Genomic DNA, 21,561 nt, shown 5'->3' with positions numbered 1-21,561 from the left:
CAGAAATGGATAATAGTCAAAAACTTAAAGTTAATAGTCAAAGTGGATAAGATAATGGCCAAAGTAGAGAACATAATAGCCAAGAATAGAAAAATGCCGCTTCCAGAAATGGATAATAGTCAAAGAGGGAAATTTGATTTTTGATGGAAGGATAATAGCAAAATTTAAAAGAACAAAGGCCATCTAGAAAAAATTCTGCTTTCTAGATGGCCATAAAAGTCATCTATTTAAAAGATCTTCAGGAATGATATAATATCTTCCTTTTTTATGCCCTACTGTTTCGATATTTAGTCGTGACAATATTTTTGATGCAGCATACATAGACTCCACATTAAAAAACTCCCTAAACTCCCGATTTGTAATCCGCTCGCTAATCAACAACCGATAGTCATCCAGCGCCTTCAGCAATGCATCCCTGCTTTCAAAGCCGCATTTTGGGCAAGTCCAAATTCCTCTGCTGTAAGTCATGGCCACGGCATAATTGCATTTCTCACAAAGCACGCCCTTCCGAATGCGATCCACGCTGATATTCAAATCAAAATTTCGGGACATGGATCGCGACATAAGCAGCTTTGCCAACTTATCCAATTGGCTTGTTGTGAGTAGGCTTTCATGCCGGACTAAACAACTCTTAATAAATGCTCGCAGCCCACTGGCATGAAAAAGTGGTGGAGCTTTTGGAACCGTTCCAATCACAGTGGAAGGATTAGCCATGACAACCGCTGTTTCAATAGGCAATGAAATTTTCAATTGAGATAAAATTCGATGAAACAATTCTTCATGACGATAAAGCTGATCAAAAGGATTTGTCAACGTTTCTGCCATTCCATTTGGACGGGTGCGAATCAATTGATGCTTCTGTTCGTCATAATCGATCCGCCCAACAATGTTTTTGACTTCCAGGATCAAGAGAAAGTGCTTTGTCAGCAACAAGGTATCAATCTGATGAGAGAAGCCGAATTCATTCTCAATTTCATAGTTAAACAATAAATAATGCTCATTCAAATAGGGCATTTCAAACCATTCCCGGTCAACCCGATGCTCCCCTTCATGCCCAAATTTCAGCCGAGTCAAATAGTCTTGAAAATAGGAAAAATCCCGATCATTAGCATCCAGCCTGCGCAAAAGTGCTTCTAAAATCAAAATGCTTTTTGGCGTTTTTCGATCCAGCAGAAGCAACTTTCCACCTCCTTTCTTCCATCATAAAACAACAGCTGATATAATGGAATAAATTTCCTGAAAATAAATATTTGAAGACAAAATACAATTTAAAATCAAAATTTGTGGCACTTTTTCTATCTTTAAGATGAATAAATTGAACCGATGAAGCGAAAAACTTTAATCAGAGAAAAATAGAAAAATTAAAAAATGAATAATTAATATTTCATTTTTTTTACAAAGATTGTAACTAACAATGGATTTTGATATACTCTAAGAAGTGTTACTGTTCAGGAGGTGGGACTTTTGCATACTGTATTGTTGATTTTGTTAATTTTAGTATCTCTTGCTTTAATCACCGTAGTATTATTGCAATCTAGTAAAAGTGCGGGCTTATCAGGTGCCATCTCTGGTGGAGCTGAACAACTATTCGGTAAAACGAAAGCTAGAGGAATTGATTTAGTTTTACATAGAATGACAATTGTTCTTGCAGTATTATTTTTCATTTTAACTTTATTAATTGTGAAATTTTAAAATGGATAAAATAAAAGTCTAACCGAGCATGGTTAGGCTTTTTCATTTATAATGGAGAGAGAAAATTTGCATCATCACGGAAATATTGGTTGCAAAATTGGAGGAAATTATGCAGAAAAAAGAACATCAACCTTTCTTTTTCCCAGCAGGAAAGCGCGCGGTATTATTGCTACACGGCTTTACTGGAAGTTCAGCCGACGTTCGAATACTCGGCCGTTTTCTCGAAAAAAAAGGTTATACTTGTTATGCTCCCCACTATCGAGGCCACGGTGTACCGCCAGAAGAGCTCATCCAAACCGGTCCGCAAGATTGGTGGGAAGATGTCGTTAAAGCTTATGAAACATTAAAAGAAAAAGGATATGAACAAATTGCAGTTGCCGGACTCTCTCTTGGCGGCGTTTTAGCATTAAAACTTGCCATGAACGTCCCTCTGAAAGGTGTCATTACGATGTGTTCTCCCATGACGATGAGAACAACGGACATGATGTTTCAAGGAGTTCTCAAATATGCGAGAGAGTATAAAAAATATGAAGGAAAAACGGAACAGCAAATCTATGAAGAAGTAGAAGCCATTCGCCAAAAAGGCATGCCAAGTTTACAGGATTTGCAGCAATTTGTGCAAGAAGTCCGAAAAGATTTAGATTTAGTGTATGCACCAATTCTTGTCATTCAGTCAAGACATGATGAAATTATTGACCCGAATTCTGCGCATATTATTTATGAAAAGGTGGAATCTTTGAATAAAAAACTAGTATGGTTTGAAGAATCGGGGCATGTCATTACATTGGATAAAGAAAAACAAAAACTGCATGAAGAGGTTTTCGGATTTTTAGAAAGCCTGGATTGGGAAGGATAGAAAAAAGGAGGGAATGTGATGGCACATACGGAGCTTGAACAAAGAATTTTAAATTTAATGAAGGAAGAAGATTATAAACCCCTTAAAGTAGATGAACTGGAAGAAGTACTTGGAATTGAAACGGCCGATGAATTTAAAGAATTAGTCAAAGCTCTTGTCCGCATGGAAGACCAAGGCTATATCGTTCGGTCCCGCTCCAATCGCTACGGCTTGCCGGAACGAATGAATTTGCTTCGCGGGAAATTTATTGGCCATTCTAAAGGCTATGGATTTGTGGTGCCAGAAGAAGAAGGATTGGATGATATTTTCATCCCGCCCCATGAAGTCAATGGCGCATTAAATGGAGATATGGTGTTGGTGCGCGTATTGAAGGAGTCTTCCGGCGATAAGCGGGAAGGCACCATCATCAAAGTGGTGGAGCGTTCCAAAACGACATTCGTCGGCACATATCAAGCAAATCGAGGCTTTGGGTTTGTCGTGCCGGATGATAAACGCTTAAACATGGATATTTTCGTTGCCAAAGAAGATTCAATGGGCGCTGTGGACGGCCATAAAGTCGTTGTGGAAGTGACGAACTGGCCAAGCGAAATCAAATCGGCTACAGGCGTCATTATTAAAATTTTAGGGCATAAAAATGACCCGGGCGTCGATATTTTATCTATCATTTATCAGCATGATATCCCGCCAGAATTTCCAGATGAAGTGCTCAAAGAAGCGGCAAAAGTTCCAGATACTATATCGGATGAAGATTTGGTGGGACGCAGAGATTTACGAAATGAAACGATTGTTACAATTGACGGCGCTGATGCGAAAGACTTGGACGATGCGGTGACGGTAACAAAAAATGAAGATGGCACATATAAACTAGGCGTCCACATTGCCGATGTCAGCTACTATGTAAAAGAAGGCTCGCTCCTTGACCAAGAAGCCTACAAACGGGGAACGAGCGTGTACTTGGCGGACCGGGTTATTCCAATGATTCCACATCGATTATCCAATGGCATCTGCTCGTTGAATCCTCAAGTGGATCGCTTGACGATTTCTTGTGAAATGATTATCGACCAAAACGGAAATGTCATTGAACATGAAATCTTCCCAAGTGTGATTCGGACAACAGAGCGGATGACTTATTCCGATGTTTATAAAATATTGGAAGAGGAAGATGAAGTGCTCATTGAACGTTACAAACCGCTTGTTCCGATGTTTAAAGAAATGAAGGAACTTGCGCTGATCTTAAGGAAAAAACGCATGAACCGAGGCGCCATTGATTTTGACTTTGAAGAAGCCAAAATCATTGTCAATGAAGAAGGCTGGCCGATTGATGTCGTATTGCGGGAGCGCACGATTGCAGAACGGATCATCGAGGAATTTATGCTTTGCGCCAACGAAACAGTAGCCGAACATTTCCATTGGATGGAAGTGCCTTTCCTTTATCGTATCCATGAGGATCCAAAACCGGAAAAATTGCATCGTTTCTTTGAATTTATTACGAACTTCGGCTTAATTGTAAAAGGAACAGGAAATACGGTTCATCCAAAAGCATTGCAGGAAGTGCTTGAGTCGATTGATGGATTGCCAGAGGAGCCGGTCATTTCAACAATGCTTCTCCGTTCATTGCAGCAGGCAAGATATTATCCTGAATCCATTGGGCACTTTGGATTGTCCACAGATTTCTATACTCACTTCACATCGCCAATCCGACGCTATCCGGACTTGATTGTGCACCGATTAATCCGCACATATTTATTTGAAGGCGATGTATCGAAGCAATCAATCTTCAAATGGGCGCAAGTGATGGATGAAATTGCCGACCATACGTCTGAATGTGAACGCAGAGCGGTGGATGCAGAGCGGGATGTAGAAGCGTTGAAGAAAGCCCAATTTATGTCTGATAAAATTGGGGAAGAATTTGTGGGCATTGTTTCGTCCGTCACAAATTTCGGTATTTTCGTTGAGCTGCCAAATACGATTGAAGGGCTCGTGCATATTACAAACTTAACGGATGACTATTATCATTTTGATGAACGCCAAATGATTATGGTTGGCGAATACACGGGGCGCATCTTCCGCATCGGGGACGAAGTGAAAGTCCGTGTGGCGAATGTGAATTTGGATGAATCATCCATCGACTTTGAGATTGTGGATATGGTGAAATCTTTCCATAAAGTTCGCAGAGAAGCGCCAAAAGTGATTCATGCTGAACGGAAGAAGAAAAAACGGAAAGAGGAAGATGAGCGCGGCCGCAAAGGGAAAAAGAAAGAGAAATTCTACGAAGGCGTTGCAAAAAAAGGGAAAAAGAAGAAAAGAAAGTAGCCCGATGATTCGACAAATATCTGTCGAACGATTATACTAGAGGCTGTTATGAAATTACTTTAAAATAAAAGAAGGAATTTCTAGCAGCCTTTTATTTTGTGTGTTCAGCGAGGTGTAAATTATGCCGAAGGGTACAGGAAAAGTCATTGCTCAAAATAAAAAAGCAAACCACGATTATTTTATTGAAAAAACATTTGAAGCTGGCATGGTATTGCAAGGAACGGAAATTAAATCCATCCGCGCCGGCCGTGTACAATTGAAAGATTCCTTCGTGCTAATCCGGAACGGGGAAGCATGGATTCACAATATGCACATCAGCCCATATGAACAAGGAAACCGCTTCAACCATGATCCGCTGCGAGTGCGGAAACTGTTATTACATAAAAAAGAAATCGCAGAACTTGCCGGTGCGGTCAAACGGGACGGCTACACGATTGTACCTTTGAAAATTTATATTAAAGATGGCTATGCCAAGTTGTTGATTGGCCTTGGCAAAGGTAAGAAAAAATATGATAAACGTGCGGATGAGCGGAAGAAAGAAGCAAAACGTGAAATGGAACGCGCATTGAAATTAAAAAATCAATAGTGTGTTAATCAAAAAAATAATATTTATGAAAGAAAAATACTAAATTTTTATTTTGGATAGTTGCAAATTATTTATGAGTGAAGTATAATAATTAACGTAGACAGCCAGATTGGACGTTCTAATATAACCGTAGTCCTTTTGTAGTATACTATGAAGGGGACGTTACGGATTCGACAGGAATGGTTCAAGCTTAAGCTGCGCGTCGGAGGGCTCGTCTCCGTGATCAACGGCAGTTAAAAATAACTGGCAACAAACAATCTTACGCTTTAGCTGCTTAATTGCTGAAGCACTCTAATCAGCCATCGCCCATGTGGCTGCATTAGGGTTCATCCTGAGTGGGCTACGGCGAGTGCCTTGCTTGGGGCGCTGGCAAGAGATTCAACAAGCTAGCGTGCAGGACGCCTGTTTGTCGGCAGAATGCAACGCGAAACTTTAATAGACAAACTACACGCGTAGACGCTTAAGTGTTGAAGTTTCTGGACGTGGGTTCGACTCCCGCCGTCTCCATATTTTAATATCATTGGATTTCAAACAATGTCAAAACCCTTGAAGTTCAAGGGTTTTTTTATTTTGCACTGTTTCATCCAATGGCATTTGATTTCAACGAGTGGCATTTAAAATGGCATTTAATAAAGTGTTATTCTTCATCATTTCCATCAATATAAGCAACGAATTTTTGGACTGCATTTTTTTGAGCTTTTTTAGAGACATGAGTGTATATATCTAATGTAGTTTTAGAGTCGCTATGTCCTAATCTGTCCTGTACTTCCTTAAGACTTGCTCCAGCCTCAAACAGCAAGGAGCAATGAGTGTGACGTAATTTATGTGTACTAATTTCTTTTAACCCATATTTTTTTTGAACTTTTAATATCCATTTACGAGTTTTTGTAGGCTGTAAAAAATCATTATTTTGATTACTAAATACCAGTTGCTTAGAATTAAGCAGTTTATTTCCTAATAGTTCTTTTTGGTCCTTTACGCATCCCTGAATAGGCCAATAATCTGAAAAAAGCAAAAACCATATAATTGTTTTCTTTTTCAAGACAATCTAAGAATTTTTTTAATTCTTCTTTTGTATAAAATTGAGTTTCAACCTCTTCTTTTGTATTTAATTCTTTTTTTCTTTTTGGCATTTCAACAAGTTTAAAAGGATTACTTTTTATTAAATCTAATTTCATAGCATAGTCGAGAACTTTAGATGCGTAGGCTTTAACAACTCTAAAGTTTTGTAATTTATTCGCCCATTCATTAATATGTTTTTGACAAATTTGTACATTTATCTTCTCGATTCGATAGTTACCCATTGACGGCAAAATATGATTTTTAAAAATGCGGCTTGTTTTTAAAAATGTACTTTCTTCAACGGTTTTTTCGTAAGTTTCTATCCATTGATTGAATACATCCTGATATGTGGCAAATGTTTGTTTTTTATATTTACCATTTTCAAATGCCACTTTTAATTGGCGAGCTCTTTGTTGTGCCTCTTTTTGTGTTCTACAACCATTAATCGTTGTTTTTACTCGTTTACCAGTCAATGGATCTGTACCTAGATACACTTGGATTCTGTAATATTTTTTACCGTTTTTGTAGTACGCTACTGGTGTACCCATAATATCTCCTCCTATAACTACTTGTGGGGGCAAGTGTTATAAGAAGTAATATTTAATAGAAAATGGCTAATAAAGGGAATATTTTAGTTTCTAAATTTTCTTCATCTAATTTTATAGTTTTATTTGCTGTTTTGAAAGTTAAATCTTCATTTAAATTACCAATATATATTTTATTATTATGAATAATTGCAAGCTTTTTATTAAGAAGAAATTTAATTATTATTTCATAATCCAAATTTGGAAAGTAATCTACAAGTATATAGTCTCCTTTGTTTGCATATTCTGGGATTTCACTTTTTAATTTTACTAATAAGTGAAAGTAATCATCATTTTCAGGATTTGGAAATGGTTTTGTATATTGTTTAATGTAAATTTGATGCATCTCTAAGGTTTGATCATTAATAAAATCAATATCTTCGATTTTTTTAATAAAAGTATTCTCTTCTATTAAAAAAGCGTAAACAGAAATTAAAGAATTATTATTAATGATTGATTCTAAGATTTCTGAAATTATATTTATGGTTGGGAATAGATTAAGATTTTTAACTGTTAGATTGTCAGCATTTTTAAAGATAAATTTTATTTGATTAATTTTTTCTGTATTACTTTTAGAAAATTTATTATCTGATATGAACTGTTCAATTACTTGATCTTTGTAATTTTTATTTTTTGCAATAAAATTTACCTTATCTTTATATGATATTTCTATTTCAGGCAGTAAATTTAACAAACAATTGTTAATAATTGATCTTATTTTTTCAATTTCAAAAATAGAAACTTTATTATGTTCAATTTCATTTACGAAAAAATCTACATGTTCATTTGATAATGATTCACTTAGAAATTCATATTCTTCAGGTAGCAGTCTCCTCAAATTATTTCGTATAAAATTTTGTGTATTACCATATAAAAGTGAACTAATTGAAGTATTACCTAATTCCGCTATTCTTTTTAAACGTTCATTATTAGGAAGGTTTTTACCAGTTTCCCAATTACTAACTGTACCACTTTTAGCTTTTTCATCAATCCTAGCTGCAAAAGCATCCATACTTAATCCTAAACTTTTCCTAATATTTCTGATACGCTCCCCAACTTCTTTAGGATTAGGAATTATATCCATAGCACTTCTCCTTTCTATTAGTTAATCAAAGAATACTACAAAATACAAAGAAATGCAAAGATTTAATTTGACTTTAAATAATAAAAATGGTATACTAAGAAACACAAAGATGAAAAGGGGTGAAATCAAAAGAAACTTTTGGTTTTATTTTTTTACCTTATTACAAAGAAATACAAAGGAACAGAGGGATGAAAATGAGAATTGAGTTAAAAGATACGGATTTATCAACATTATTGGGAGAGCAAGCAAGTGCAATAATTGTCAAAACTATTGAACAAAAACTAGAACAATATTTATTAAGAAAAAATACAAAAGAGTGGATGACGCTAAAAGAGGCACAAGAATATATAGGAGTATCATTTAATACTTTATCCAAAATGCGTCGTATGGGCTTACGGGTATGTGAAATTGATGGTATAAAGCGGATTAAAAAATCGGAGATTGATAGATTTCTTTCTGAGAATAGTTATTAGAAGTATTTTAATGAAATAAAATATCACTTTTAAAAAAGAAATACTTGTGGGGGCAAAAGATATTGTAAAGGATGAGTATAGTGAATATTTGTAATTTAAACATTTCGAATTATGGTAAAGCTGCAATTTATTATGCACTGTTGTTTAAATGGAATGTTTTCCCGTTAATTCCAAAAAGAAAAGAACCAATAACTTCGAATGGTTTTAGGGATGCTACTACAGAAATAAGCCGAATTGTTAATTGGTGGACAGAATATCCAGATGCAAATGTAGGTATAAGAACTGGTAAGGAATCAGGATTTATTGTAATTGATATAGATGGTGAAATTGGAGATTATTCTTTGGAAAAATTAGTTAGTCAATATGGGGTGTTACCAGATACTGTAATAAGTCTAACAGGTAGTGGAGGAAAACATATTTTATTTAAATATCCAAATATACCCAATGTAGTAATAAAAAATAAGGTGAATTGGCTTGAAAAAATAGACATTAGAGGGGATGGGGGTTATATTGTAGCACCTCCATCTATACACCCAAATGGTAGGCAATACGAGTGGGAATTATCTAGTAGACCAAACGAAATAGAGATTGCGGAATTACCTAATTGGTTGTTACATCTTTTAGTTGGCGATAAAGAAAATCTAATAGCGAAAAAAGAAAATAGAATAGCAAAAAAAGAAACAGATTATTGGGTGTCAATCCTTAATGGTGTTTGCGAGGGACAAAGAAATAATGCAGCTACTTCGTTAGTCGGACATTTAATTAGATGTAATGTAAATCCAGCGATAATAATAGAATTCATGCTAATGTGGAATCAAAAAAATAAACCACCGCTTCCTGAAAGAGAGCTAGAATCGATTATTCGTAGTATTGCACGTAAAGACTCACGAACAAGAGTAGAGAGAAGGCGGTGAGATAATTGAATAAAGAACTATTACTTAATGAACTTATTAATCCTTTACCAATCCAATGGGAGCAACCAATCCCATTGGATAATACAATACTACCTACTTTTAATTCTAGCATATTCCCTACTTGGTTAAAAGAATATGTTGATGCGGTTGCAGAAGAAACACAAACGCCTGTGGATGCAGCAGGAATGGCTTGTTTAACGATATTATCTACCATTTTAGGTGGTAAATATGTGGTCAAGCCAAATGGAACATCATGGACTGAGACGTTAGGACTGTATTGTGTTATGGCATTAGATCCAGCAAATCGTAAAAGTGCAGTTTTTAGTTTATTTCAGAAGCCATTATCTGATTTTGAAGCAGAAGAGAGAGAACGATTAGCACCTATGTTGGCAGAAAAACAAGCGGAAGAAAAAGCAATAAAAAAACGTATTAGTGAGCTTGAAAACATGTACAGTAAGGAAAGTGATAAAGAAAAAGCAAGTTTAATCCTAGAAGAAATTAAAGAACTGCAAAAAGATGTTATCAATAAACAAAACAATCGTATCATATTGCCTCGTTTTTTTACTAGCGATGTCACACCTGAAAAACTAGCAGAGTTAATGTTCGAGAATAATGGGAAATTTGCAATCTTATCATCTGAAGGTGCAGAATTATTTGATATGGTTTCAGGAAGATATTCTGAAAAGTATAATTTAGATATATATCTGAAAGCTCACTCTGGTGACAATATAACTATAGATCGAAAAAATAGTAATAGCATTTTTATTCCCAATCCAACGCTAACAATAGGTTTATTTGTTCAACCAACTGTGATACAAAATCTTCCAAGAAAGTTTTCAGAAAGAGGTTTAACACAAAGATTTCTTTTTTTCTTGCCCCAATCATTTATAGGCTTTAGAAAAATAAAACCAATACCAATACCTACACAGACAAAGAAAATATATGAAATTAATATTAGAAAATTAATTACGTTAGAACACCAAAAACAAAAAAAGGAACCAATCCAACTAGTTTTTGATGAAGGAGCAACAAATTATTTAATTGATATTCAGATTGAAGTGGAAAAAATGTTAGGAAATCAAGATATGGATTTTGGCTTTAAAGGATGGCTGGGGAAATTAATCGGACAAATAGTTCGCATAGCTGGGGTGTTGCACATTGCAGAAAATATTCAAAATGAGAAAATACCAAATAAAATAACAAGAAAAACCTTAAAAAGGGCTGATTTATTAAGGGATTATTTTATTAAACATGCGGAAAAGGCTTTTGGTCTTATTGGAAAAAGAGAGAATTACGATGATTTGAAATATTTATTAGACAAAATAACATCTAAAAAATTTGAAAGGGAAGAATATATTGCATATCAAGAATTATGGCAATTAGTAAAAAAAAGATTTAAAAAATCAGAGGAATGTAAAAAATATTTAAATATTCTGGAAGAATTAAATTATATTAAAAATAGTTTTGAGGGGAGAAAACAAATAATTTATGTTAATCCTCATTTACAAAATAATTACCCTATTTCCCCTAATATTCTTCCAATACAATTACATCAACAACAGTAATTAGGATATTTACTTTCCCTAGAAGCCCCTAATTCCCTTTCAAATATTTAGGGTTTTTAGTGATTTTTAGGGAAAGGGGTTCCCCTTAAAAAATAATAATCTAATTTTACTTTTTTAGAAAATTAGGGGAATTAGGGGAAGTTTAAGAGAGATAAAAGAATTATATTAAATTTTAATTACTAATTGAGCATTTTGCATATTTTTTGACCCAAGAGCCATAAGGATTTCAAAGACATAAAAAAGGACTTCACCCCTAAAATGTAGAATTTTTGAAGTGACGAAACAACAAAAAATTCAAAAGGAGGAAGTCACTTTGTATATTCTACAAGAAAGCCTATTTTCCTTTGAAGAACTGCAAAAATTAGAGTCAAAAGAGAAATTACCTATCCAATCCTTGAATTCCCTTGACAAGTTCTTTCTTCCCCGCGTCAAGTTCCCCAGATTTCACGTCAAGCTCATTTTATTTCTTATCAAGCTAGATAGCATCTAAACCCTTCTATTCAAGACAATCCTTGAATTCCCTTGACAAGTTCTTTCTTCCCCGCGTCAAGTTCCCCAGATTTCACGTCAAGTTCATGTTATTTCTTATCAAGCTAAGATAGCATCTAAACCCTTCTATTCAAAACAATCCTTGAATTCCCTTGACAAGTTCTTTCTTCCCCGCGTCAAGTTCCCCAGATTTCACGTCAAGTTCATGTTATTTCTTATCAAGCTAAGATAGCATACAATCCTTGAATTCCCTTGACAAGTTCTTTCTTCCCCGCGTCAAGTTCCCCAGATTTCACGTCAAGTTCATGTTATTTCTTATCAAGCTAAGATAGCATCTAAACCCTTCTATTCAAAACAATCCTTGAATTTCCCTTGACAAGTTCTTTCTTCCCCGCGTCAAGTTCTCCAGATTTCACGTCAAGCTCATGTTATTTCTTATCAAGCTAAGATAGCATCTAAACCCTTCTATTCAAGACAATCCTTGAATTTCCCTTGACAAGTTCTTTCTTCCCCGCGTCAAGTTCCCCAGATTTCACGTCAAGCTCAATTTTATTTCTTATCAAGCTAGAGGGAATTTTAATTATTTTTTTAGGTAACTCTTGCATGGTTCAAATTCTTCATATCTCGTGTCAAATACACCGAATTCCACCATAAAGTTTCTTTATTTTCCACAATTTAGAGAGTATATGAAGCAGTTTCATGTCTATATCCTTTAGAAAACAGCCTATTCACCTTTATAATAAGTTGATCAGAGTCTAAATCAGTCTTCCCACATTTTTTATTTAGGTCTATGTATTATCCCTTTAGCCTTTCTTAATCCCAACAAAAAATGAGCCTAACAAACCCGTGTTAGACTCATTTATCAGCTGTTCCAGACTCATCTTCAGTATTTAATATATAATGTAAATTTGGATCATAATTAGAGGTAGCAATTTTTTTAATAAGTTTCTTTTCCTCTAATTTTTTAAGGATTTTTCGAGCATATTGAAGACTTTTTCCAAGAGCATCCGCTAGTTGTCTCGTTTTTAGTTTTTCTTTTGCATATGCAATTTCCAATGCTACTTTTTCATCATCGGTTAAACTTTTCCAACTTCTATTGATAATTGATGAAATTCTTTCTTCTCTGCGTTGTCTTCGCATTAATATGTTATTTTTTAAAGTTAGGATGACAGATGAATTAGTTTCAATATATACTGGAGGATCTAAAAAGAATTGTTCCATATCACGATAAATCCGTTTGACGCCCTCGTTCAGTTCTCGTACCCATCCAAACTCCGTCAATGCTCTAGCGATTTTTGGATTTCTTGAATACCTTGTATATTTTATATTTTCTACATTCACAATATTAGGGAGACGACCGGGACTGTGTATTTCAAGTCGGTCATCGAACATAAAGACTTTGATATCATCCCCATGTATGTTATAAGCTCGATGGGTAATAGCGTTTATGACTCCTTCTTGCCATGCAAAAGGCGGATATTCCGGAACGGTAATAAACTGTCCAGTATTTTTGTCAAGTGCAGTAAACTCCCTTAATTGTGTATCAATAAACTTTTTTGATTCCTCAATTAACTTAGGTATTGGACCCTCGAAAACCTTTTGTTTAGAGATGTTCATTGAAGTTCCAACATCTGCTTTCGTCCCATCATAACGGAAAAACCTTAACCTTGCACTAGGAATAAATGCTGTAGGATACTTCGCAAACATTAATACACCCGCTACGGTTAATTTTATCTGTCCATTCACTCTTCGTAAAAAACCTCTTGCCAAAAGGAGTTCCTCAAATGATCCATTAAAATCAAGTATTTTTTTGTACTTATCTAATACTTCTTTATCAAGGTCATCTAATGTGCATCCCTCAACAATCTGTTCTTCATAAAGACGACTACCCTTATCATATTCCAAATCTAACCTTTGTTCATGATTAAGTTTTATGGTTTCATCGCCAACCCTTAAAAAGACTTCATCAGCCTCTGTTTTATGAACTTTGTCTACACTAGGCTCTACATGTAATAAAATAATTTCATCTTCTTTCCCATTGTCTTTTTTAACTGGAATATTCTCATATTTATAATTTACAGATGGAATACATTTTTGAAATCCACATTGGATGATATCATTCACCTTTGTATTCCCTTGAGAAAGTACTCCTTGAATTTTTCCATCCTCAATTCCAACGACTATTAATCCCCCATTAGCATTGGCAAATCCCACAATTGCTTCAGCTAATTTGTTAATTTTGATACTTGCCGACTTGCGATCAAAAAATTGATTCTCTTTCTCATTTAATAAAAAGTCAAGAGTTATTTTACTGTTGTATTTAGAAATCTTCACCGTTTTCCCTCCTTCCAGTTTTCGCAAGGGGTTTTTTCTTTTAACTGTTACCTTATATCATTATTATTATGCATTATTCCCTCATTGTCCTGTAATTACCTGTAATTAATCAAAAAAATTCATGAAACTACATATTTCTGAACGCTTTTACTTTTTCTCCCTTCAGAAAATTAACATAAATACCAGTTGTTTACATACTTCCATGTCGTGCAAACTGTCCAATTCACTCAGTGTTCCAGTGCTAAGTTTTTGATTTCAAACTACAGCAATACACCTATCCATCCCCTCAAAAAATCCCTTGCCCTTCAAGGAACCAGTTCAATCATATAGGAGTATTACGATGACATAAACTCGAACATGCGGGTATTTCTAGGTAGTATAAATAATCTCTCTTCTAAAGGTTTAATCGGAGCATAACTTATACTACATCTATGGACAAATATTACGGAATCATATAAAGATAGTGCAAAGGATTCGCTAGCAGTAACAATACCCGCCTCTCTTTTTGAAAAGTGACCATCTCCATCAAAATTCCCTCTCAACATCGAAGGTACAAGTTCTTCTGGTATTGGTGGAAATTCTAAAGTTTTAGATTTATTAGGGTGAAGCTTGAACTTTTCAATTAACGATTTAACCATTTTCTTACTTCTAACAATTAATACTGATGTATTATTTACACCCTTATATAGGATATCTGAATTCGCTCCCATTTCCTTCGCTATCTTCTCTAATAATTCATAATCTTTTTGGATTATGGAGAAACCTAAAAGATCTTTATGTATCGTTCCATCTGTTTGGATTAGACCAACAATATAAATGACATTTGGACTTATTCTGTCAAAAAACTGCTCATCTATAATATGTTTTCTAGGTTGTTCTCTTATGGAAACTCCTTTCTCTCTTAAAATACGCAACACTGAATCACCAGATATATTAAATTTTTTGCCAATCTTAACCGCAGATACTGTGGGGGATATTGTACAAATCGACTATATTATTTATTTCTTCATTTGAAAGGTTTATTTTAGGATTTCTATCTGGGGTAACACCATTTTTTTTAAGAATCCTATATATTGAGCTTTTGTCTCTGTATTTAGACTTTCTAACAATTTCTTCTATAGGCATTCCGGCCTTATAAAAGTTGATAATTTCTTCATTAGTTAAAAACTCCTTCATGGCCTGCTGTATTTTGCTAGACCAAAAGAAAAAAGGTAGGGTATTCTCTGATTGGACCAAAAATCTTAGAGAAAGGAGTACCCTACCTATGTCTAAAAGGATACCGAATGTCGACTGGGCAAATCAACTGGAAAGTGGCATTCGTCAGTTTGTGAAGGAAAAATTAGAGCTGATTATGCGGGAAGAAATCAAACATTTCCTCGAAATCGAACAGGCGGACACATCCAATATGAGAAACGGCTACTATCAACGAAATCTAGATACGCAATATGGCCGGATTGAGGGTCTTTTGGTTCCAAGAGACCGAAACGGGGAATTTCAAACACAGTTGTTTGCCCCTTATCAACGCCACACCGGCTGGCTGGAGGAAGCCATCATTAGGATGTACCAAAGTGGCATGAGTACACGGGAAATTGGCAAGTTTATCGAACGAATTCTAGGAAATGCCTATTCTCCTGCAACGATCAGCCGTATTACCGATGTCGTGAAAGAAGACATCGGGAAATGGCACGCTCGTCCACTACACCAGTGTTATTCGATCTTATATTTGGACGGCTTGTACGTGAAACTTCGCCGGGATACGGTAGAGAAAGAAGTTATTTATGTGGTATTGGGGGTGAATGAAGAAGGGTATCGAGAAATTCTGGATTTCTTCGTGGGAGGACAAGAAAGCGCCTATGGATGGCGGGAGATTCTCCAACAGCTCTACAAAAGAGGCGTCAAGGAAGTGCTTCTGGGCGGATTCGATGGACTACCGGGGCTGGAGGAAGCCTTTAAGGCGGTGTATCCGAAAGCCGATGTGCAGCGCTGTGTCGTGCACAAAGTACGTAATACCTTAAATCGTGTTCGGAAAAAAGACCAATTCGAAGTGGCAGAGGACCTCAAGCTGATTTATCGCGCGCCGAATAAGGAGATGGCATTACAGATGTTTCAACAGTTTGAGTCGAAATGGTCCAGCAAATATCCAAGAGAAGTCCAATCTTGGGCCAATGAGTTGGATGTCCTCCTAACATTTATGGATGATCCAAGCAGTATTCGAAGTGTGATTTACACGACGAATGCCATCGAACGAACGATCAATGAGATTCGGAAACGTCTAAAGCCGATGAACAGTTTGAGCAGTTTAGAAGCCGCGGAAAAAGTCGTGTATTTGACCATCCAAGATTTTAATGAGAAATGGGCAGGGCGAAAGTTAAGAGGATTTGCCGAAGCGCATGAAGCCCTCGAGCGAATGTTTGAAGAACGTTATTGTTAACCAAATATTGTAAATAAACAAATAAGGGGATTCTCCCTTTCCGCACAAGAAACTGAATATTCAGTCTCTTGTGTGGAGGAAATCAGTCCCCTATCAATTCAAATCCATTACAGAGAAACCCTTCCCCTATACATTACGCAAATTTCTTGACGGTACCATATTTTCTCCGGTTTTAACCTAATCTATATATTCCAGCACAAAAGAGCGCAGTCATTCTTTATTTGTTACAATGGATAACAAGCATTGTATTAAAATGGGATTGACTTTTGTGCAACAGGGATTAACGGAACAATCAAGAGAACGATGGACACAGGCAGCATCCTGCCCCGCTCCCATCCCCTTATCATTGAGCAAGAAAGCATTTGTTTAAATTCTTGATTATACCGTTTTTGACTCATGATTCGGACACAACCTTTCGTTAGTTTAATATTAATGACTTAACCAAGTTGTGTCCATAAATCTATACTACATCTAATGAGACTTAATATAGTTCGTCAATATACGTTGCATTTCTTAACAAAGGCAAAGTTGTTGTTTTGTTCACTAAGTATCTCGCCTCTAAACCATTTTTCAGCGGAAGAGGATTCGCGAATGTTCCCACTTCACGTAAAAGAACCACATTCGTCGTTTCCCACGTGCGAATTTCATCCCAAAACTTCGGATCGTTCATTAAAGGTTGTAGTTCAGGAATATGAATGTAGTCGCTTGGCTGAATGTCATAAATGATTTCCTTTACTTTTCCATAATAAGCGATATGACGCGGATGCTCGTTTTTTGTTCCGTCACTTTCTTGCTTCGTCGTTTCATAAAAAAGCAAATACTGCATCGGTGTCACTCTTCCAAGGGAAGGATTAAAGAAGTAAACGTTGTGCTTATGAAGCAATTCCATAAACCATGGGTGTTGAGTGACGATCACCGCCTCTCTTACTTCTTTCACCTTTAACTCATCAATTTTTACACGCGAAAAAGACACATTCGTTTTCATTTCTTTCTCAACCCTTTCCTCAATAGTTTGAATAAGAAATTCATTCAGCGACTGACTATAGGACGAAGCTAATTGTGCAACTTCTTGATGTAATTGGGGAGACATTCTTAGTAAGATTCGACCACTATATTCTTTCATTACTGCCTCCTTTAATATGATTCGTTGATGATATCATTATATAATCGTGCTGATTGTATGTCAAGCAAGATATACGATTTGATATCATTTTTTAAAATCAAAGTTCTTCTGCATAGTTATTGTCAATCAGAGAAACCCACGTCCCTCGGCCTCCATCACCTTTCCCTATGCAAAAATAACAATATGGATAACGATTGCTTTTATGAAAAGGAAGGGTGTTGTCCAACTTGTTCTTTGCCCAATTTGGTGTTTGGTCTAAGAATGGTTGGATGGGTATTTTTGCAAAGTTGTATGTGATAAATGTATATGTTTTAGTTTCTCAAGAAAAATCTTTTCAGTTAGGTGTTTTTGGCAAGTAGAAAATGTATGAAATGGCAATTAAAAATGCATACATACACTTGCCAAATTCCATGGTTAACGTTGAGAGATTGAGTCTTTGTATCGGTGACTTTCACCATTGAAGATGATTAAATGAGAATGATGAATCAGCCGATCAATGACGGCCTCTGTTAAAATGGGATCGCCAAAGACATTATTCCATTGGCTAAAAGGTAAATTGGTTGTCACAATGATGCTTTTGGTTTCATAACACATGGAAATAACTTGAAATAATAACTCTGCCCCCTGTTTATACAATGGAATATAGCCCAATTCATCAAGAATCAAGAGATCCAACTTTTCGATTTGATTGAGAAATTTACCAAGGTCACCTTTTTCATTGGCCTCCAATAAAGCATTGACAATGGAGGCGGCCGTATAGAACTTCACTCTTTTTCCTTGTTTTTTCATCAAATTGAGGGCGATGAGAGTGGAAAGGAATGTTTTACCGGTTCCCACTCCGCCATAGAAGATAAGGTTTTCCTGATTTTTCGTAAACTCACCTTCTAAAATATAATCTTTTGTGATGCCTGGGGCTAGTTGAATCTCCCGCCAATCATAAGGTTTATTTGTAAGCGTAAAATAACGCCCACGTGTTTTTTCGTGGGCGTTATTTTACGCTTACGATTGTTTGTTCAGGTAAAAAGAAATTGTTTCGAATATATTTCACCTTTGATTCGACATTCCCTTTTTCATTTCCGCTGGCTGGGTTGCAGAACTCGCATTCCAACTAATGTTACGCCGGATACCTTATGGTATCCTGCATATCCATCGACATGCAGGTATCCTTTAAACCCTTTTAGGAATTCTTTGGCATGTTCTCCGGCTCTAGTTTCCTGATAGTCATAAAGGACAAGTGGTGGATCCTCTCTTCCAGTCCGATAAAGCCACATGTAAGATTTCGATGTACTTGACCTTCCAGGTTCATGTAAAACCTGAACAGTTGTTTCATCCGCATGTAGAATGTCTTTAGAGAGGAGATGCTCTTTCATTCGTTGATAAATTGGCGCAAGCCATTTTTCGGCACCATAAAGCATCCAATTGGCCATGGTTTGCCTGGATAAGATCACACCTAATCGTTTGAACTGTTGTTCTTGGCGATATAGAGGTAGCCCCTCTACATATTTTTGATTCATAATATATGCCATGCTTGACGGTGAAGCTAAACTTTTTGGATACACAGATTTTGGGGCAGGTGCTGTAACGATTGGTGTCTCTATTTCATTACGCTCACAATGACGGTGACTGCTGAATGACGTTTGGATTCAGGAAGTACGTTTAAAGCCTCATCGAACTTTCTGCGGGCATGAGCCCAACATCCAACTAATGTTACGCCGGATATCTTATGGTATCCTGCATATCCATCGACATGCAGGTATCCTTTAAACCCTTTTAGGAATTCTTTGGCATGTTCTCCTGCTCTAGTTTCCTGATAGTCATAAAGGACAAGTGGTGGATCCTCTCTTCCAGTCCGATAAAGCCACATGTAAGATTTCGATGTACTTGACCTTCCAGGTTCATGTAAAACCTGAACAGTTGTTTCATCCGCATGTAGAATGTCTTTAGAGAGGAGATGCTCTTTCATTCGTTGATAAATTGGCGCAAGCCATTTTTCGGCACCATAAAGCATCCAATTGGCCATGGTTTGCCGGGATAAGATCACACCTAATCGTTTGAACTGTTGTTCTTGGCGATATAGAGGTAGCCCCTCTACATATTTTTGATTCATAATATAGGCCATGCTTGACGGTGAAGCTAAACTTTTTGGATACACAGATTTTGGGGCAGGTGCTGTAACGATTGGTGTCTCTATTTCATTACGCTCACAATGACGGCATCCATAGACATATCTGTAGAATGTCTTTAGAGAGGAGATGCTCTTTCATTCGTTGATAAATTGGCGCAAGCCATTTTTCGGCACCATAAAGCATCCAATTGGCCATGGTTTGCCGGGATAAGATCACACCTAATCGTTTGAACTGTTGTTCTTGGCGATATAGAGGTAGCCCCTCTACATATTTTTGATTCATCATATATGCCATGCTTGACGGCGAAGCTAAACTTTTTGGATACACAGATTTTGGGGCAGGTGCTGTAACGATTGGTGTCTCTATTTCATTACGCTCACAATGACGGCATCCATAGACATATCGAACGTGTTTTAAAACTTTGACTTGAGCCGGAATAATCACTAATTCTTGTCTTACTTCTGTGCTCATTTCGTGTGTTTTTTCACCGCAACACGAACAGACCTGCTCTTCTTCGGGTAAACGATATTCAATCGTTTCCATAGGCAGGTTTTCAAACGTAGCTTGACGTTGACCACGTTTCTTTTTACGACGATATGTAATTGTTTCAACAGTTGGCTCTTCGGCTTTTACATTAGACTCTACTTCTGCTTCATTGAATAAAGGTAGTTCTAATTGATTAGGGTTTGTTTTTTCGCTTGAAGAGCCAAATTTTCGTTTTTGACTAAGACGATACTGTTCTTCATACCATCGTCATTTCGCCGTCAATTCAACGATTTGCTGTTGAAGTTTTTCAATTAATTCAAATGGGTTTTGGTTAGGATTCTTTAAATTTTTCATCATGTAGTAATAATTCGACGGTTTTAGCTATTTTCCTCCAAGGTTTTTGTTAAAAGTAAAAAATTCATATAACTGTTCTAGCCTTTACTTCTGGGTGTGCTTTCTTTTGCTCCATTGGAAGACCATCCAATAACCAGCGTAATTGCCGATAACTAATTTGTATCGTTCCAGTGTCATTTTCATTTGGCCATTGAAATTTTCCTTTTTCCAATCGACGATAATAAAGCCAAAAACCATTATAGTCCCAGTGAAGAATTTTTCATTTATCTCGCTTTCGATTACAGAACACAAAATAACTTGATGAAAAGGGATCTAAATCAAATCCCTCTTTCACCAAAGCAGCTAATCCATCAATGGATTTTCTCAAATCAGTACTTCCTTTTGCCAAGTAAACTCGTTCAGCTCTTGTACCAACTAACATGTTGATTTCAACGTCCTAACCACTTCTGAAAGAAAGGCCGGATCGAAACCAGGTTTTACTTCAATTGAAATCCCACTAATTTCAATCCGTAATGAATTTTCAACTGTTTGTGAATGATCTTCTAGGGTAACGGATGCCCATTTTGTAGACTTTCCTTGATTGTTTATTGGATTTTCAATTTTTCTTAACCAGTATTTAAACTGGTGAATACTCCATTGATTTTCCTTGCACCAGTTTACTTGAGTTTGACCGCTTTTACGATAGTCAGCGATTCGTTGTTCCCAAACCTTTCGTAATTCAGGATTCTTAGGCATAAAAAAAACTCTTTCAATTTCATCATGAGGAGATTATCTCATGAAATTAGCACATCAAGAAGGTGTGCAAGATTTGACGCTTACATCTGTTTTGTTTTTAATTGAGAGTTTTGCAAAATTAGATTTTTATTAAAAAGAGTTTTAAAAGAAACCCAAATAAATTGGGGTATTTTGTATCTTTGGTTTACAAATATTCTGTTTGTCCTTTTTTGGGCGTACTTGCAGAATTTTTCGCTTTAAAAATTTTTTAAGCGGTTTGTTGCTTTTTACTCTCTTTTGCCATTGCGAGAGCTGAAACCAGTAATCTCTCGTTAATCTTTTTGCTCAAAAAAGACAAAATTTTATCTACCCCCA

16 protein-coding genes, 1 other RNA gene and 5 pseudogenes are annotated in these 21,561 nt (G+C 36.1%); 9 read left to right on the top strand and 13 right to left on the bottom strand.

All coding sequences use genetic code 11. The features are described 5' to 3' along the window. Positions 1 to 219: 219 nt before the first annotated feature. The gene (locus tag DKZ56_RS13565) at positions 220 to 1,179 is read right to left on the bottom strand and encodes a nuclease-related domain-containing protein (protein WP_208650460.1); all 960 of its coding nucleotides are present in this window, start codon (positions 1,177 to 1,179) and stop codon (positions 220 to 222) included. A 285-nt stretch (positions 1,180 to 1,464) separates the two neighbouring features. Here DKZ56_RS13565 and secG point away from each other — a divergent pair, with 285 nt between their 5' ends. The 5 genes from secG (at position 1,465) to ssrA (ending at position 5,957) form a co-directional block, all read left to right on the top strand. Continuing rightward, entirely contained in the window at positions 1,465 to 1,692 is a 228-nt protein-coding gene (gene secG, locus DKZ56_RS13560) for a preprotein translocase subunit SecG (protein WP_208650459.1), read from the top strand. 109 nt (positions 1,693 to 1,801) lie between these two features. Further along, positions 1,802 to 2,548 carry an alpha/beta hydrolase gene (locus tag DKZ56_RS13555; protein WP_208650458.1) on the top strand — a complete coding sequence of 249 codons (747 nt, stop codon included), beginning with the start codon at positions 1,802 to 1,804 and terminating at the stop codon, positions 2,546 to 2,548. 18 nt (positions 2,549 to 2,566) lie between these two features. Further along, complete coding sequence (gene rnr / locus DKZ56_RS13550; RefSeq protein ID WP_208650457.1) at positions 2,567 to 4,861, top strand: ribonuclease R; 2,295 nt, start codon at positions 2,567 to 2,569, stop codon at positions 4,859 to 4,861. Positions 4,862 to 4,982: 121 nt separating this feature from the next. Further along, positions 4,983 to 5,447 (top strand): SsrA-binding protein SmpB, encoded by a 465-nt coding sequence (gene smpB / locus DKZ56_RS13545; RefSeq protein ID WP_208650456.1) that lies wholly within the window; start codon positions 4,983 to 4,985, stop codon positions 5,445 to 5,447. A gap of 155 nt (positions 5,448 to 5,602) precedes the next feature. Then, positions 5,603 to 5,957, top strand: a transfer-messenger RNA (tmRNA) gene (gene ssrA, locus DKZ56_RS13540). A gap of 127 nt (positions 5,958 to 6,084) precedes the next feature. Here ssrA and DKZ56_RS15610 read toward each other — a convergent pair. The 3 genes from DKZ56_RS15610 to DKZ56_RS13530 are packed head-to-tail and all read right to left on the bottom strand — an operon-like array spanning position 6,085 to position 8,177. Beyond that, the gene (locus DKZ56_RS15610; RefSeq protein WP_245989477.1) at positions 6,085 to 6,462 is read right to left on the bottom strand and encodes a site-specific integrase; all 378 of its coding nucleotides are present in this window, start codon (positions 6,460 to 6,462) and stop codon (positions 6,085 to 6,087) included. Next, positions 6,395 to 7,057, bottom strand: coding sequence for a site-specific integrase (locus DKZ56_RS13535; RefSeq protein WP_245989475.1), 663 nt, complete (start codon positions 7,055 to 7,057; stop codon positions 6,395 to 6,397). Before DKZ56_RS13535 ends, DKZ56_RS15610 begins: the two co-directional genes overlap by 68 nt. Before the next feature lie 52 nt (positions 7,058 to 7,109). Beyond that, the gene (locus DKZ56_RS13530; RefSeq protein WP_208650455.1) at positions 7,110 to 8,177 is read right to left on the bottom strand and encodes a helix-turn-helix domain-containing protein; all 1,068 of its coding nucleotides are present in this window, start codon (positions 8,175 to 8,177) and stop codon (positions 7,110 to 7,112) included. Positions 8,178 to 8,296: 119 nt separating this feature from the next. Here DKZ56_RS13530 and DKZ56_RS13525 point away from each other — a divergent pair, with 119 nt between their 5' ends. The 3 genes from DKZ56_RS13525 (at position 8,297) to DKZ56_RS13515 (ending at position 11,129) form a co-directional block, all read left to right on the top strand. Continuing rightward, entirely contained in the window at positions 8,297 to 8,650 is a 354-nt protein-coding gene (locus DKZ56_RS13525; RefSeq protein ID WP_245989474.1) for a helix-turn-helix domain-containing protein, read from the top strand. Between the two features lie 80 nt (positions 8,651 to 8,730). Next, positions 8,731 to 9,564, top strand: coding sequence for a bifunctional DNA primase/polymerase (locus DKZ56_RS13520; RefSeq protein ID WP_208650454.1), 834 nt, complete (start codon positions 8,731 to 8,733; stop codon positions 9,562 to 9,564). Between the two features lie 5 nt (positions 9,565 to 9,569). Beyond that, complete coding sequence (locus DKZ56_RS13515) at positions 9,570 to 11,129, top strand: YfjI family protein (protein WP_208650453.1); 1,560 nt, start codon at positions 9,570 to 9,572, stop codon at positions 11,127 to 11,129. Positions 11,130 to 12,473: 1,344 nt separating this feature from the next. Here DKZ56_RS13515 and DKZ56_RS13510 read toward each other — a convergent pair. Further along, complete coding sequence (locus DKZ56_RS13510; RefSeq protein WP_208650452.1) at positions 12,474 to 13,952, bottom strand: ATP-binding protein; 1,479 nt, start codon at positions 13,950 to 13,952, stop codon at positions 12,474 to 12,476. 335 nt (positions 13,953 to 14,287) lie between these two features. Then, a complete protein-coding gene (locus DKZ56_RS13505) occupies positions 14,288 to 14,866 on the bottom strand; it encodes a hypothetical protein (protein ID WP_208650451.1) in 579 nt (192 codons plus the stop codon). 350 nt (positions 14,867 to 15,216) lie between these two features. On the opposite strand from DKZ56_RS13505, the gene DKZ56_RS13495 reads away from it, so the two are divergent. Then, positions 15,217 to 16,383 (top strand): IS256 family transposase, encoded by a 1,167-nt coding sequence (locus tag DKZ56_RS13495; RefSeq protein WP_208650449.1) that lies wholly within the window; start codon positions 15,217 to 15,219, stop codon positions 16,381 to 16,383. Between the two features lie 481 nt (positions 16,384 to 16,864). Here DKZ56_RS13495 and DKZ56_RS13490 read toward each other — a convergent pair whose 3' ends face one another. The 7 genes and pseudogenes from DKZ56_RS13490 to tnpA form a co-directional block, all read right to left on the bottom strand. Then, entirely contained in the window at positions 16,865 to 17,506 is a 642-nt protein-coding gene (locus DKZ56_RS13490) for a toxin-antitoxin system HicB family antitoxin (RefSeq protein ID WP_208650448.1), read from the bottom strand. Between the two features lie 414 nt (positions 17,507 to 17,920). Beyond that, positions 17,921 to 18,460, bottom strand: a pseudogene (locus DKZ56_RS13485) (ATP-binding protein); the annotation flags it as partial. Positions 18,461 to 18,609: 149 nt separating this feature from the next. Beyond that, positions 18,610 to 19,125: pseudogene (gene tnpC, locus DKZ56_RS13480) on the bottom strand (IS66 family transposase); the annotation flags it as partial. A gap of 2 nt (positions 19,126 to 19,127) precedes the next feature. Further along, positions 19,128 to 19,736, bottom strand: a pseudogene (gene tnpC, locus DKZ56_RS13475) (IS66 family transposase); the annotation flags it as partial. A 1-nt stretch (position 19,737) separates the two neighbouring features. Then, positions 19,738 to 20,475, bottom strand: a pseudogene (locus DKZ56_RS13470) (transposase); the annotation flags it as partial. Between the two features lie 61 nt (positions 20,476 to 20,536). Next, positions 20,537 to 20,893 (bottom strand): annotated as a pseudogene (gene tnpB / locus DKZ56_RS15605) (IS66 family insertion sequence element accessory protein TnpB). After that, positions 20,887 to 21,207: an IS66 family insertion sequence element accessory protein TnpA gene (gene tnpA, locus DKZ56_RS13455; protein WP_096551828.1), complete on the bottom strand. Its 321-nt coding sequence runs from the start codon at positions 21,205 to 21,207 to the stop codon at positions 20,887 to 20,889. The pseudogene tnpB and the gene tnpA overlap by 7 nt, the downstream one beginning before the upstream one ends. Positions 21,208 to 21,561: the final 354 nt, after the last annotated feature.

Source organism: Ureibacillus thermophilus, assembly GCF_004331915.1.
Classification (GTDB): Bacteria; Bacillota; Bacilli; order Bacillales_A; family Planococcaceae; genus Ureibacillus; species Ureibacillus thermophilus.
Note: the sequence above shows the minus strand (reverse complement) of the source record. Positions and strands in the feature narration are given on the sequence as shown.

What these genes read in the sequence shown, in the direction of transcription:
- DKZ56_RS13555 (WP_208650458.1), top strand. Translation starts at nt 1,802, where the DNA reads ATGCAGAAAAAAGAACATCAACCTTTCTTTTTCCCAGCAGGAAAGCGC.
- rnr (WP_208650457.1), top strand. Translation starts at nt 2,567, where the DNA reads ATGGCACATACGGAGCTTGAACAAAGAATTTTAAATTTAATGAAGGAA.
- smpB (WP_208650456.1), top strand. Translation starts at nt 4,983, where the DNA reads ATGCCGAAGGGTACAGGAAAAGTCATTGCTCAAAATAAAAAAGCAAAC.
- DKZ56_RS13535 (WP_245989475.1), bottom strand. Translation starts at nt 7,057, where the DNA reads ATGGGTACACCAGTAGCGTACTACAAAAACGGTAAAAAATATTACAGA.
- DKZ56_RS13530 (WP_208650455.1), bottom strand. Translation starts at nt 8,177, where the DNA reads ATGGATATAATTCCTAATCCTAAAGAAGTTGGGGAGCGTATCAGAAAT.
- DKZ56_RS13495 (WP_208650449.1), top strand. Translation starts at nt 15,217, where the DNA reads ATGTCTAAAAGGATACCGAATGTCGACTGGGCAAATCAACTGGAAAGT.
- DKZ56_RS13490 (WP_208650448.1), bottom strand. Translation starts at nt 17,506, where the DNA reads ATGAAAGAATATAGTGGTCGAATCTTACTAAGAATGTCTCCCCAATTA.
- tnpA (WP_096551828.1), bottom strand. Translation starts at nt 21,207, where the DNA reads ATGCCTAAGAATCCTGAATTACGAAAGGTTTGGGAACAACGAATCGCT.